Source organism: Bacillus sp. BB51/4 (assembly GCF_008368845.1).
In the GTDB taxonomy this organism is placed as follows: Bacteria; Bacillota; Bacilli; order Bacillales; family Bacillaceae_G; genus Bacillus_A; species Bacillus_A wiedmannii.
This window is the reverse complement of the sequence record NZ_QOSC01000019.1, coordinates 87930-101918: the sequence shown is the minus strand read 5'-3', so window position 1 is coordinate 101918 and position 13989 is coordinate 87930. Positions and strand designations below refer to the sequence as shown.

The following is a 13989-nucleotide window of genomic DNA, read 5'->3' as shown; positions in this document are numbered from 1 at the left end:
ATTTAAAATGTTATAAATAATGGGGTGTAAGGGGTAAAGCACATGGACGAATTAAGTTTTCAAGTCATTATTTTATTAATTGCATTCGGCTTTTTAGCAGCTTTTATTGATTCAGTTGTTGGCGGTGGAGGATTAATTTCGCTTCCAGCACTTATGTTTGTTGGTTTACCACCAGCTTCGGCAATTGCAACGAATAAATTAGCTGCAACGATGGGGACGTTTACGAGTGCAGTTTATTTTATTCGATCAGGAAAGGTCGATTTTAAAATTGTAGGAAAGTTAATCCCGTTAACTGTTATAGGAGCGGTCGCAGGCGCTTTAGTAGTAAAGTTTATTCCGCCAGATATTTTACGTCCGTTAGTGCTTGTGATGTTGGTGTTTATTGCCATTTATATTATTGCAAAAAAGGATTGGGGAAGTGTATCTACCTATAAGAAGATGACGAAAAGAAAAACATTAATATTTTTCTTTGTTATTTTAATGATAGGGTTTTACGATGGATTTTTTGGACCAGGGACAGGATCCTTTTTAATTTTTGCATTTTTATTAGTTGGTTTGGATTTTATTCAGGCGGCAGCATCTGGAAAACTTTTGAACTTTGTTAGTAATATCGTATCTTTAATTACTTTTTTATTTTTAGACGTAATTCATTTTGAATACGGTATTATTATGGGATTGTCGATGATTTTTGGCGCTTATTTTGGATCGAAGTTTGCAGTCCAAAAAGGTGTTGGATATGTAAGAACTTTATTTTTGTTAGTAACTATTTTATTGATTGGAAAAAACATTTTGGAATATACTCATATTTTGTAGAGTTATACGTATGTATAACTCTATTTTTTTATTATATTTTAAAAATTAATTAATTTTTAAAATATAAGTCTAGGAATATTTGAATAAATCTAAATTATCGTGTAGAATAATGTTGTAAAATGTAAACGTTTTTCTAAGGGGAGGCTAAAAAGAATGGTAGTAGCATACAAACATGAGCCATTTACAGATTTTTCAGTGGAGGCTAACAAATTAGCGTTTGAAGAAGGTTTAAAGAAAGTAGAATCTTATCTTGGACAAGACTATCCATTAATTATTGGGGGAGAAAAAATCACTACAGAAGACAAAATTGTTTCTGTAAACCCTGCAAATAAAGAGGAACTTGTTGGTCGCGTTTCAAAAGCAAGCCGTGAGTTAGCTGAAAAAGCAATGCAAGTAGCGGATGAAACATTCCAAACTTGGAGAAAATCAAAGCCAGAAATGCGTGCAGACATTTTATTCCGTGCTGCAGCAATCGTTCGTCGCAGAAAACATGAATTCTCTGCTATTCTTGTAAAAGAAGCAGGTAAACCATGGAATGAGGCAGATGCTGATACAGCAGAAGCAATCGACTTTATGGAATATTATGGTCGTCAAATGTTAAAATTAAAAGACGGTATTCCAGTAGAAAGCCGTCCAATTGAATATAATCGTTTCTCTTACATTCCATTAGGAGTAGGTGTTATCATTTCTCCTTGGAACTTCCCATTCGCAATTATGGCAGGTATGACAACAGCTGCTTTAGTTTCTGGTAACACAGTATTACTAAAACCAGCTAGTACAACTCCTGTAGTAGCAGCGAAATTCATGGAAGTATTAGAAGAAGCTGGCTTACCAGCTGGCGTAGTAAACTTCGTTCCAGGTAATGGTTCTGAAGTTGGTGACTACTTAGTAGATCACCCTCGTACACGTTTCGTGAGCTTCACTGGATCTCGTGATGTAGGTATCCGTATTTATGAGCGCGCAGCGAAAGTAAACCCAGGCCAAATTTGGTTAAAACGCGTTATCGCTGAAATGGGTGGTAAAGATACAATCGTTGTTGATAAAGAAGCAGATCTTGAATTAGCAGCTAAATCTATCGTTGCATCAGCATTCGGATTCTCAGGACAAAAATGTTCTGCATGTTCTCGTGCAGTAATCCATGAAGATGTATACGATCACGTATTAAATCGTGCTGTTGAATTAACGAAAGAATTAACAGTTGCTAACCCAGCTGTATTAGGTACAAACATGGGTCCTGTTAATGACCAAGCTGCATTCGATAAAGTAATGAGCTATGTTGCAATTGGTAAAGAAGAAGGTAGAATCTTAACAGGTGGCGAAGGAGACGATTCTAAAGGCTGGTTCATCCAACCAACAATCGTTGCTGACGTTGCAGAAGATGCTCGCTTAATGAAAGAAGAAATCTTCGGACCAGTAGTAGCATTCTGTAAAGCAAAAGACTTTGATCATGCACTTGCAATTGCAAACAATACAGAATACGGTTTAACAGGTGCTGTTGTTACTAATAACCGTGACCATATTGAAAAAGCACGTGAAGAATTCCACGTGGGTAACTTATACTTCAACCGTGGATGTACTGGTGCAATCGTAGGTTACCAACCATTCGGTGGCTTTAACATGTCTGGTACAGACTCTAAAGCTGGTGGCCCTGACTACTTAGCACTTCACATGCAAGCAAAAACTACTTCTGAAACTTTATAAGAAATAGTAGAAGAGATCTTCGCAGTCTGCGAAGATCTCTTTTTTTTTTTTTTTTTTGAAAAATTTTCTATATTTGGATCAAGATAGATATGAGTAGAAAAACTAATAAAGTAATAAGGTTTACTTCAGTAAATAAGGTATACTATATTTGTTGAATAGATTCTCTTTAAAGACAAGAAAAGTAGGTGAACAAAGTGGGAAAATATCAATTGGATTACAAAAGTCAGGTAGCCGTGGCAAAGTTTCATGAAAAACAGACGCCTGCCAAATTTGATAAAAAGCAGCAAATTGAAAAATTGCGTGCGGAGTATTTGAAAAAGAAGCAAAAATAAACAGATAAATAATATGTTACGTTTTTGATAGGAGAAACCAGTTCTAAGTACCGTATATTACCATTCGGTACTTGGAACTAGCTAAACCTTATTAATATCGGGATAAACATGTAAATAGAAACAAAACAACGAGAAAAGTTGACTTATTAGTCATATTTTTTAGTATTCATTTTAAGGATTTCCTGTATAATACAATTTGAAAGAAAATCTATGGTTTGACAAGAAACACTCTTTTCGGTTTTGCTCACTGAAGGGAGTGTTTTTTTGTAGCCAAAAACTCCTCTGTACTCATTACAGTTGCATATACTCCATTTAAACTAGCCAAAATTGTGTTATGAATATAAACGGCCGGTATAGTAGCATTCTTAAAAGAAAGATCTTTTGTAGCACAAGCATCATGTATAACGGTACATGGAAAGCCGAAATCAAAAGCAGCCCTTACGGTAGCATCAATACACATATGAGTCATCATCCCGCATATGATGACGTGCTCAATGTTTAAACGTTGTAATTGTTCTAGAAGATCAGTTTCGCGAAAACTATTTGGATAATGTTTGAGTATAACGGTTTCTTCTCTAAGTGGACGTACGCTTTCATGAATATGTACACCTTCTGTATTGGGTAGGAAAAAAGTAGCGTCATCTTTTATTGCTACATGTTGGATATGAAAAATAGGTTCGTTTTTCGTTCTAAAGAGTTGTAGCAGCTGACTAGCATATTGGCTTGCTTCTACTGGATTACGCAATTCCATCTTTCCATGTGGAAAATAATCATTTTGAATATCAACGAGTAAAAGAGCTGTTTTCATATATTCATCTTCCTCCGATTTCATATTCAAATAATGGTATTCAATTTATAGAAAGGATTCTCCTTTTAAAAAATATGAAGGAGGAGAATTTAACATAACTTTAAAAATCATTATTGTATGTGATTTTTTATTTGAAAATTTTAATAGAGGAATAATTAATATTTTTCTAAAAAATGTATTGACTCTTATTATTCTGAGTTCTATAATGAGAATTAATTAAACGACAATTAAATCGATACATTCTTATCCAGAGAGGTGGAGGGACTGGCCCTACGATACCTCAGCAACGGGTTTTTTAATACCGTGCTAACTCCAGCAAGCCTTATAAAAGGCTTGGAAGATGAGAAGATGTGAACGAGTACATATAAGTGCTCTCCTTCTTATCTTTATGGTTGATAAGAAGGAGAGCACTTTTTATTTTACCTCGAAAGCTCTACTTCAAGTTTTTACAGCATATAGGAGGGAAGAAAATGATTTCTTTTAACAACGTAAGTAAATTATATGAATCAGGTGGGCAATCTGTTCATGCGGTGGAGGATGTAACATTATCAGTTGGGAAGGGCGAAATTTTCGGTATCATCGGTTTTAGTGGCGCTGGAAAGAGTACGTTATTACGCCTAGTAAATATGTTAGAGAGACCAACGGCAGGAACGATTTCAATAGATGATAAAGATATTACATCTTTATCGACGAAAGAATTACGGAAGCTAAGACAAAGAATCGGGATGATTTTTCAAAGTTTTAATTTATTTAATTCAAGAACAGTGTTTGGGAATATTGCTTATCCATTAAGGTTAGCGAAAGTACCAAAGAATGAGATAAAAGAAAGAGTAAATGAACTGCTGAAGTTTGTAGGATTAGAAGATAAAGCAAACTATTATCCAGAGCAACTATCAGGTGGTCAAAAACAACGTGTTGGCATTGCTAGAGCACTTGCAACATCGCCAGACATTCTTATATGTGATGAGGCAACATCAGCTTTAGATCCAGAAACAACGACAGAGATTCTGAACTTATTAAAGAAAGTAAATCGAGAATACAATGTAACGATTCTACTCATTACACATGAAATGCATGTTGTGAAAGAAATTTGTCACCGTGTAGCTGTAATGGAGAAGGGAAAGGTTATTGAAGAAGGAAAACTATTTGACGTTTTCACACAACCAAAAACAAAGACAACTCAAAACTTTGTACGCTCCATTATTAATGATCATTTACCGGAAAGTGTTCTAGGGAAAATTCAAAATGGTGGACAAATTTATCGCTTAACATTTACTGGTGAAGAGACAGGGCAGCCGGTACTATCATATATCGCGAAAAACTATAACGTCGATGTAAACGTACTGTACGGAAATATTATTGAACTTCAAAATGTGCTATTTGGAAATCTACTTGTAGAACTGCAAGGTGAGCAGAAAGAAATTCAAAAAGCATTACAACATCTACGACTACAAGTGCAGCTGAAGGAGGTAAAAGCTCATGCGAGTTGATTGGAGTATATTTTGGCCCCGCATAGTAGATGCGACGGGGGATACCCTCTTAATGGTAATTGTAACCCTTATATTTGCTACAATTCTTGGTATACCTCTAGGTTTACTGTTATATGTAACGAGAAAAGGGAACTTTTTAGAAAATAAATGGGTCTTTTCTATTCTTAATATCATTATTAACACAATTCGTCCGGTTCCATTCATTATCTTCTTAGTAGCTTTAAGCCCACTAACAAGAAGTGTTATCGGAACGACGATTGGAACAGCAGCAGCAATCTTTCCGATGACGTTAGTTGCATCAATCGGTATTGCTAGAATGGTTGAAACAAATCTTGTTTCAGTTCCAAAGGGAGTCATTGAAGCAGCTCAAGCGATGGGGGCTTCACCAATTAGAATTGTTTTTGAAATCCTTGTGCCAGAAGCGTTAGCGCCATTGATTTTAGGTGTTACGTTTATGACAGTTGGTTTAATTGAATTTTCTGCAGTTGCTGGGCTTGTCGGTGGTGGCGGTCTTGGTGACTTAGCGATGACATATGGTTATCAACGTTTTGATACATCAGTTATGTTCGTAACGGTCGTTTTACTTATTATTCTTGTACAGGTAGCTCAAAATTTAGGAAACTACTTTGCGAAAGTCTTTTTACGCAGATCATAAAAAGGAAGAGGGGAAAAGAAAATGAAGAAAATTTTAGCATTTGCATTATCAGCGATTGTAGGAATTTCAGCGTTAAGCGGCTGCTCAAGTGGAGACACGGGGGCAGGAGCAAAAGAGAAAGTAGTTCGCGTTGGCGTAACCGGAACAGATGGAGACGCTTGGGAAATTTTAAAGAAAAAAGCTGAAAAAGAGGGAATTAAAATTAAACTGGTTGAGTTCTCTGATTACACAACGCCAAATAAAGCGTTAGCTGATGGAGATATTGAACTAAACTCATTCCAGCACGTTGCTTTCTTAGAGCAATTTAAAAAAGAGCATAAGTTAGATATTACAGCTGTTGGTACAACGCAAATTGCACCAATGGGCTTATACTCTGAAAAATATAAGAAGGCAAATGAAATTCCAGATGGTTCAGAAATTGCGATTCCAAATGATCCAACGAACCAAGCTCGTGCATTAAAACTTCTTGATGCAGCTGGATTATTAAAGCTTAAGAAAGACTTTGGCTTATTCGGAGATCCAAGCGGCATTGCTGAAAATCCGAAGAAGTTAAAAATTACACCGGTTATCGCACAGCAAACACCTCGTGTATTAAAAGATGTTGCAGCTTCAGTTATTAATAACGGTGTTGCTGGTCAAGCTGGATTAGATCCAGCGAAGGATCCAATTTTCTTAGAAGATCCAAAGAATGAAAATGCGAAGCCATATATCAATATTTTCGCAGCTCGTACGAAAGATAAAGATGATCCAACACTGAAAAAAGTAATTGAACTATATCATTCAAAAGAAGTAACAGATGCAATTAAGAAAGAAACAAATGATGGTTCCATTTCAGTAGATCTTTCACTTGATGAGCTTGAAAAAATCGTAAAATAATGATTGAGTTTAACGGACTAGCAGAAGGAACCCCTCCGCTGTTAGCTCGTTCAACATATAATCTACTTAACAAACAAAACCCTAATTCTGTACCTTCCAATTCTGTATAACGTAGAATCCAATGTTTGTTAAGTAGAGTGATGGACCAGGAGTTTTCCTGGTCTATTTTTTTGTGGTTATTCGATTACGATACTTTTTAAATTATCCTCATGATGCTCTTGTTCTTTCGGATAAGCAGCTAGCTCCTCTTGCAAAATATTTAGTATTTGCTTAGCTGATTGTTGGATTGGGGTAGGTAACTCTTCTAATATATTCATACCGACTTTTATTTTTGTACGAATTACCTTTCTTAGTAGTTCCTCATGCATGTACTACACCTCCAAACCGAATATTTAGTACATCTTCTTCGAACTTAGCTCCTTGAATAGAAAGGTGTGTTAACGTTTTTGGTAATGTGATGTTCCGTTTCACAGAACCTGAACAAATGATAAGTTCATCACCTTTTTGATTTAATGAAAGTTCACTTTTGTTTGAGAAGGGAATGGAGAGAACGAAAATATACTCATCGCCATCTTTTTTTACATATTGAGTGCGCCCGTTAAATTTCACTTCCGTAGGGGAAGAATCTGATTTAAATAAAGCGTCTCCTACACGCTCTAACATGGACAAACCGACAACTTCTTGTTCAAACATAGGAGCTTCGTAAATAGGAAGCGGCTGAAAACTATTTTGAATTAATGTTTTATATTTTTTTTGAGTATCTTTCCATGCTTGAAAATAAGGATCGGTGACAGTGTTAGGGATGACGCGGTTAATCATAATGGCATCTACGTTATAATCGTATAAATTTAAATACGTAAAGCTACGCTGAGCTTCTTTAATGACCATTTTTTCGGGATTTACAACGATGCGGATACTTGTTATTTCTCGATTTGATAAAATATCTCTCATTTCTCCGAGCTGTTCAAGTGTATTCGTTAATTCGTCCATAATATCATCGGTTGGAAGGGGGACACCAAGAAGTGGTTGAGCTACAGGACGAACAACTTTTAAAACTTTTCTTTTAATAGGAAAGAGTTTTTCCATCCACCAGCCGAGCATGTCTGGAAAGCTGAGCATTGCTAATGTTTCTCCTGTTGGAGCACAATCAATGATAATAACATCATATGTGTTTTGTTTATAATAATCGAGTACGCGAAGTAAGCGAATTAAATCTTCCATACCAGGAAACATCGTTAATTCTTCTGTTGTAATATCATCAGCTGCTTTGGAGGTGAAGAGTAGCGTAATATATTTCTGTAATTTCCCCCAGCCTTTTTCCATCTCATAAATCGTATTAATTTCTTGTGCCCACAAATTTTCACGAATTTCTAATGGCTCAGAAGATAGCTTTATACCAAATGAATCTCCTAAACTATGAGCAGGATCTGTACTCATTACTAATGTTTTTAATCCTTGTTTTGCGCTTTGAAGTGCTGTTGCTGCTGAAATGCTAGTTTTTCCTACGCCGCCTTTACCTGTATACAAAATAATTCTCATTATTCTATCCCCTTTGTTTCGAGTATCGAATATTACGAATGCCGAAATAAAATGTTGAATAAAAACCCAACTAGGGTTTTATTCAATCGGAATGTTTTTCATTTTAGGTGTAGAAACCTTTTCTTCTGTTTTTTGCTGTGACGTAGCGATGTGATTCATGATCTTTTGGAAGATTTGTAGTAAGAATGCCTTTTCTTCTTCTGATAATGCTTCTGTCACTAGGTTAAAGTAATGGGCTGCATTTTGTTTTACTTCTTGGACGAGCGTTACGCCGTTTTCTGTTAAACGAATTAATACAATGCGTCGGTCGTTTTCAGCACGGTACCTTTCAATATATCCCTTTTTTACGAGGCGATTTACAACACCTGTCGTTGTACTCATCGGTATATCAAGAAGGTCAGCAATTTTTGTCATTGTAATATCTGTATTTCGCTCCATCCAAAGTAAACAAAATACTTCTGTTTTAGAAAGTGTTAAATCTAGGCTTACCCATTCTTCAGGATAAAAAAGTTTCTTGGCGTTATCAAGCAGTAAGTCTAAAAAATGTTCATATTGCAACAATTATTTCCACTCCCGTATATTTCGAGGTTCGTAATATTTGTTTTTATTTTATGCAGAATTGAAATAAATGTCAATAGTTTTGATTGTTTTTTCAGATTAGACAGAAAACTTACTTTGAAATGGTAGATTTATAAATATAAAACTAGAATTTACATAAAAATCCATCATGGTAAATATACTTATCTATAATGGATGCACAGCTAACGAGGGGGAGAACAATGAGAAGACGTAATACGCAAGCGTTCACGTTTTTAGCATGGACTTCATTTGTTTGCGCGCTTTCAGGTATGCTAATTGGAATTTATACGTTAGATGAAACGCTTAGTGTAAAAGGGTACTATTTATTAGGCACATTATTTTTAACGATGTCTTGTTTTGTATTACAAAAAACAATTCGTGATAATGAAGAAGATAACGAGAGATTTCCGAAAAATAAACCGGTAGATAAGGAGTAAATTGTAAAGAAAGGCAATTGCCTTTCTTTTTTTATGTAAAAATGCAGTAAGTGCCGTGTGTTGACTTGCTTGAAGTACTGAAAATTTGGTATCATCAATAGTATTGTAGATTGAACGATATATTATGGAGGTGGCCTAGCCGTGTCAAGAATTTCCGTTGAGAATGTAAAGCACGTAGCACATTTAGCACGTCTTGCAATTACTGATCAAGAAGCTGAAAAATTTCAAAAACAACTAGATGCAATTGTTACATTTGCAGAACAGTTAAATGAATTAGATACAACTGATGTAAAACCAACAACTCATGTATTAACTATGAAAAATGTTATGCGTGAAGATGTACCAGAAAAAGGTTTACCAGTTGAAGAAGTATTAAAAAATGCACCGGATCACAAAGATAATCAAATCCGTGTTCCAGCAGTATTAGAATAGAGGAGGGGAATTTCGATGTCATTATTTGATCATTCAGTATCAGAGTTACATAAGAAATTAAACAACAAAGAAATTTCCGTTACGGATTTAGTAGAAGAATCTTACAAACGTATTGCGGATGTTGAAGATAACGTAAAAGCTTTTCTTACATTAGATGAAGAAAACGCACGCGCGAAAGCGAAAGAATTAGACGCAAAAATTGGTGCTGAAGATAATGGTTTATTATTCGGTATGCCAATTGGTGTAAAAGATAACATTGTAACTAACGGTCTTCGTACAACTTGTGCGAGCAAAATGTTAGCAAACTTTGATCCAATTTATGATGCAACAGTTGTGCAAAAGCTAAAAGCTGCTGACACAGTTACAATCGGTAAGTTAAATATGGACGAGTTCGCAATGGGTTCTTCAAATGAAAACTCAGGTTTCTACGCTACGAAAAATCCATGGAACTTAGATTACGTTCCAGGCGGATCTAGTGGTGGTTCTGCAGCAGCTGTAGCAGCAGGAGAAGTATTATTCTCTCTAGGTTCTGATACGGGTGGTTCTATCCGTCAGCCAGCTGCATATTGCGGCGTTGTAGGTTTAAAACCAACTTACGGACGCGTATCTCGTTATGGATTAGTAGCATTCGCATCTTCACTTGACCAAATCGGACCGATTACACGTACAGTAGAAGATAATGCATACTTATTACAAGCTATTTCAGGTATTGACCGTATGGATGCAACTTCTGCTAACGTTGAAGTAGGAAACTACTTAGCTGGTTTAACAGGCGACGTTAAAGGTTTACGCATTGCTGTACCGAAAGAATACTTAGGAGAAGGTGTTGGCGAAGAAGCTCGTGAGTCAGTACTAGCTGCTTTAAAAGTATTAGAAGGTATGGGCGCAACTTGGGAGGAAGTATCTCTTCCACACTCTAAATACGCTCTAGCAACGTATTACTTATTATCTTCTTCTGAAGCATCTGCTAACCTTTCACGCTTTGATGGCGTACGTTACGGTGTTCGTTCTGATAATGTAAATAATTTATTAGACCTTTACAAAAACACACGTAGCGAAGGTTTTGGTGATGAAGTAAAACGTCGTATTATGCTTGGTACATTTGCACTTAGCTCTGGTTACTATGATGCGTACTACAAGAAAGCACAACAAGTACGTACATTAATTAAAAACGACTTTGAAAATGTATTTGCTAACTACGATGTTATTATTGGACCAACAACGCCAACTCCGGCATTTAAAGTGGGCGAAAAAGTTGATGATCCAATGACAATGTATGCAAATGACATTTTAACAATCCCAGTAAACTTAGCGGGTGTTCCAGCGATTTCTGTTCCATGTGGATTCGGTGCTAACAACATGCCACTTGGTCTACAAATCATTGGTAAACACTTCGATGAAGCGACAATTTACCGCGTTGCACATGCGTTTGAGCAAGCAACAGACTATCATACAAAAAAAGCAAGTCTGTAAGGAGGCGAGCATAGATGAATTTAGAAACAATTATTGGTTTAGAGGTTCACGTTGAGTTAAAAACAAATTCGAAAATTTTCTCTGCGAGTCCAACAGAATTCGGAGCGGAGCCAAATACACAAACAAGTGTAATTGACTTAGGATACCCAGGGGTACTTCCTACTTTAAATAAAGAAGCAGTTAACTTTGCAATGAAAGCTGCAATGGCATTAAACTGTGAAATCGCAACGGAAACGAAGTTCGACCGTAAAAACTATTTCTACCCAGATAATCCGAAAGCTTACCAAATTTCTCAATTCGATAAGCCAATTGGTGAAAATGGTTGGATTGAAATTGAAGTAGACGGTAAAAAGAAACGTATCGGTATTACACGTCTTCATTTAGAAGAAGATGCTGGTAAATCAACGCATACAGCTGATGGTTCATTAGTAGACTACAACCGTCAAGGTATGCCTTTAATCGAGATCGTATCTGAGCCAGATATGCGTACGCCAGAAGAAGCATATGCATACTTAGAGAAGTTAAAATCAATCATTCAATACACTGGCGTATCTGATTGTAAGATGGAAGAAGGTTCCTTGCGTTGTGATGCGAACATTTCCCTTCGTCCAGTTGGACAAGAGAAGTTCGGTACAAAAGCGGAACTGAAAAACTTAAACTCATTCACTTACGTACAAAAAGGTCTTGAGCACGAGCAAGTGCGCCAAGAGAAAGAATTGTTATCTGGTGGTATCATCCAACAAGAAACACGTCGTTATGATGAAGCAACGAAGAAAACAATCTTAATGCGTGTGAAAGAAGGATCTGACGATTACCGTTACTTCCCAGAGCCAGACTTAGTTGAACTTTACATCGATGATGAGTGGAAAGAAGAAATTCGTGCTTCGATTCCAGAACTTCCAGATGCACGTAAAGCTCGCTACGTTGCAGAAATTGGCTTACCTGCTTATGATGCACACGTATTAACATTAACGAAAGAAATGTCTGATTTCTTTGAAGCTGCAATTGCAGACGGTGCTGATGCGAAATTAACATCAAACTGGTTAATGGGTGAAGTGCTTGCATACTTAAACAAACAACAAAAAGAATTAAAAGACGTTGCATTAACGCCTGCTGGTCTATCTAAAATGGTTCAATTAATTGAAAAAGGTACAATTTCTTCTAAAATCGCGAAGAAAGTATTTAACGAATTAATTGAAAAAGGTGGAGACCCAGAAGAAATCGTTAAAGCGAAAGGTCTTGTTCAAATTTCTGACGAGGGTACACTTCGTAAAGTTGTAACAGAAATTCTTGATAATAATGAGCAATCTATCGAAGACTTTAAAAACGGTAAAGACCGTGCAATTGGCTTCTTAGTTGGTCAAATTATGAAAGCTACAAAAGGACAAGCAAATCCGCCGCTTGTTAACAAAATCTTACTTGAAGAGATTAATAAGCGATAATAGTAGTAACTTTTAAAGATTAAGCAGAAAAACACCCGTACATGGGTGTTTTTCTAGGTTAATCAAACGTTTGTTTAAATGAGAGAAGATCGTTTAAACAAACGTTTGATTAACTGTCAAAAGTGGAAAAATGTTTGTATAGCAACTATGGTATGATAGTTGCAAAAAGGTGGGAATAATGATAAATCTAGACATAGAGGTTTTTTTTCATCTCATGAAATAATAGATAATTATTATTCGTTATATGTAAATTGTTGTGAGGAAATAGATAGACATAAATTTTTTGTCAAATAAAACAAAACCATTGAAATGAATATTTATTTTTGATGGACTACACGAATCGGGTTCTTACTGCCTGTTTGAGCGGGATAAAAGAAGGATAGGAAGATGAGAGGAGGTAGGCATAGGAATACTGAATAGAAGTTCGGTATGTTCTTTTTGATATATAAAGAAATTTCCTGTGCTAATAAATGATGAAACGAGCAAGAATTATTTATAATCCTACTTCTGGGCGCGAGCTATTTAAGAAGAGCTTACCGGAAGTATTACAAAAATTAGAACAAGCTGGATATGAAGCGTCTTGTCATGCGACAACTGGTCCTGGAGATGCGACTGTGGCAGCGAGGCAAGCTGCGGATCGTAAGTTTGATGTTGTTATCGCAGCTGGTGGTGATGGTACATTAAATGAAGTGGTGAACGGTTTAGTAGGACATGAACATCGTCCAAAGTTTGGAATTATTCCAGTTGGAACGACCAATGATTTTGCGCGTGCGATCGGTGTACCTCGTGCTATTGAAGAGGCTGCGGATATTATTTGTGAAGGGAAAACAGTTCCGTTAGATCTTGGTAGAGCGAATGATACATATTTCATTAATATCGCTGGTGGCGGCCGTATTACAGAATTAACATATGAAGTGCCAAGTAAGTTAAAAACGGTATTAGGACAACTTGCTTATTATTTAAAAGGTATCGAAATGTTACCATCATTACATCCAACATATGTTGAAATTGAGTATGATGGAAAATTACTACAAGAAGAAATTACGATGTTTTTAATTACGAATACTCGTTCAGTGGGCGGCTTTGAAAAAGTAGCACCATATGCATCGATTAATGATGGTTTATTTGATTTATTAGTACTGAAAAAAGGTTCTATCGCTGACTTAATTAAAGCAGCAACACAAGCGCAGCGTGGTGAACATATTAATAACCCAAAAGTGCTATACACACAAGCAAATCGAATTAAAGTGCATTCACCAGATAAACTAATGATTAACTTAGATGGTGAATACGGTGGAGATGCACCGATGGAATTCGAAAATATATATCATTGTCTTGAACTATTTGTTCCTGAACAACAAGAGGATGCCCTGTAAAGGCATCCTTTTTATTATATAGAGGAATTGTAAATT

The 13989-nt window shown here is 36.1% G+C and carries 15 protein-coding genes and 1 riboswitch; of the genes, 11 read left to right on the top strand and 4 right to left on the bottom strand.

What is annotated here, in order from left to right:
- Positions 1–42 precede the first annotated feature (42 nt).
- From DN392_RS25720 to DN392_RS30530, 3 genes are all read left to right on the top strand, one after another.
- Positions 43–813: a TSUP family transporter gene (locus DN392_RS25720; RefSeq protein ID WP_048567196.1), complete on the top strand. Its 771-nt coding sequence runs from the start codon at positions 43–45 to the stop codon at positions 811–813.
- A 153-nt stretch (positions 814–966) separates the two neighbouring features.
- The gene (gene pruA, locus DN392_RS25715) at positions 967–2514 is read left to right on the top strand and encodes an L-glutamate gamma-semialdehyde dehydrogenase (protein WP_000259557.1); all 1548 of its coding nucleotides are present in this window, start codon (positions 967–969) and stop codon (positions 2512–2514) included.
- Positions 2515–2708: 194 nt separating this feature from the next.
- Positions 2709–2846, top strand: a complete 138-nt coding sequence (locus tag DN392_RS30530) for a hypothetical protein (RefSeq protein WP_000521651.1) — start codon at positions 2709–2711, stop codon at positions 2844–2846.
- 244 nt (positions 2847–3090) lie between these two features.
- Here the strand turns inward: DN392_RS30530 and DN392_RS25710 are convergent, their stop codons facing one another.
- A complete protein-coding gene (locus tag DN392_RS25710; protein ID WP_002108858.1) occupies positions 3091–3654 on the bottom strand; it encodes a cysteine hydrolase family protein in 564 nt (187 codons plus the stop codon).
- Positions 3655–3894: 240 nt separating this feature from the next.
- A riboswitch (SAM riboswitch) is annotated at positions 3895–4001 on the top strand.
- 123 nt (positions 4002–4124) lie between these two features.
- Between DN392_RS25710 and DN392_RS25705 the strand changes: the two genes are divergently transcribed.
- Genes DN392_RS25705 through DN392_RS25695 form a run of 3 tightly spaced genes read left to right on the top strand, consistent with a single transcriptional unit; the run spans position 4125 to position 6675 of the window.
- Positions 4125–5144: a methionine ABC transporter ATP-binding protein gene (locus tag DN392_RS25705; protein ID WP_000622963.1), complete on the top strand. Its 1020-nt coding sequence runs from the start codon at positions 4125–4127 to the stop codon at positions 5142–5144.
- The gene (locus DN392_RS25700) at positions 5134–5799 is read left to right on the top strand and encodes a methionine ABC transporter permease (protein ID WP_001261881.1); all 666 of its coding nucleotides are present in this window, start codon (positions 5134–5136) and stop codon (positions 5797–5799) included. Before DN392_RS25705 ends, DN392_RS25700 begins: the two co-directional genes overlap by 11 nt.
- Before the next feature lie 21 nt (positions 5800–5820).
- Positions 5821–6675: a MetQ/NlpA family ABC transporter substrate-binding protein gene (locus DN392_RS25695; RefSeq protein ID WP_000721586.1), complete on the top strand. Its 855-nt coding sequence runs from the start codon at positions 5821–5823 to the stop codon at positions 6673–6675.
- A 176-nt stretch (positions 6676–6851) separates the two neighbouring features.
- Here the strand turns inward: DN392_RS25695 and DN392_RS25690 are convergent, their stop codons facing one another.
- The 3 genes from DN392_RS25690 to DN392_RS25680 form a co-directional block, all read right to left on the bottom strand.
- Positions 6852–7043 (bottom strand): DUF3926 domain-containing protein, encoded by a 192-nt coding sequence (locus DN392_RS25690; RefSeq protein WP_000544095.1) that lies wholly within the window; start codon positions 7041–7043, stop codon positions 6852–6854.
- A complete protein-coding gene (locus DN392_RS25685; RefSeq protein ID WP_080483068.1) occupies positions 7036–8217 on the bottom strand; it encodes an ArsA family ATPase in 1182 nt (393 codons plus the stop codon). The genes DN392_RS25690 and DN392_RS25685 overlap by 8 nt, the downstream gene beginning before the upstream one ends.
- A gap of 75 nt (positions 8218–8292) precedes the next feature.
- Positions 8293–8775 carry a MarR family winged helix-turn-helix transcriptional regulator gene (locus tag DN392_RS25680; protein ID WP_048567195.1) on the bottom strand — a complete coding sequence of 161 codons (483 nt, stop codon included), beginning with the start codon at positions 8773–8775 and terminating at the stop codon, positions 8293–8295.
- Between the two features lie 218 nt (positions 8776–8993).
- Between DN392_RS25680 and DN392_RS25675 the strand changes: the two genes are divergently transcribed.
- The 5 genes from DN392_RS25675 (at position 8994) to DN392_RS25655 (ending at position 13953) form a co-directional block, all read left to right on the top strand.
- The gene (locus tag DN392_RS25675) at positions 8994–9230 is read left to right on the top strand and encodes a YiaA/YiaB family inner membrane protein (RefSeq protein ID WP_001254397.1); all 237 of its coding nucleotides are present in this window, start codon (positions 8994–8996) and stop codon (positions 9228–9230) included.
- A gap of 141 nt (positions 9231–9371) precedes the next feature.
- The gene (gene gatC, locus DN392_RS25670) at positions 9372–9662 is read left to right on the top strand and encodes an Asp-tRNA(Asn)/Glu-tRNA(Gln) amidotransferase subunit GatC (protein ID WP_000086999.1); all 291 of its coding nucleotides are present in this window, start codon (positions 9372–9374) and stop codon (positions 9660–9662) included.
- A 15-nt stretch (positions 9663–9677) separates the two neighbouring features.
- Entirely contained in the window at positions 9678–11135 is a 1458-nt protein-coding gene (gene gatA, locus DN392_RS25665) for an Asp-tRNA(Asn)/Glu-tRNA(Gln) amidotransferase subunit GatA (RefSeq protein ID WP_000051449.1), read from the top strand.
- A 14-nt stretch (positions 11136–11149) separates the two neighbouring features.
- Positions 11150–12577, top strand: a complete 1428-nt coding sequence (gene gatB / locus DN392_RS25660) for an Asp-tRNA(Asn)/Glu-tRNA(Gln) amidotransferase subunit GatB (protein WP_001047687.1) — start codon at positions 11150–11152, stop codon at positions 12575–12577.
- A 470-nt stretch (positions 12578–13047) separates the two neighbouring features.
- Positions 13048–13953: a diacylglycerol kinase gene (locus DN392_RS25655; RefSeq protein ID WP_000977669.1), complete on the top strand. Its 906-nt coding sequence runs from the start codon at positions 13048–13050 to the stop codon at positions 13951–13953.
- Positions 13954–13989 lie beyond the last annotated feature (36 nt).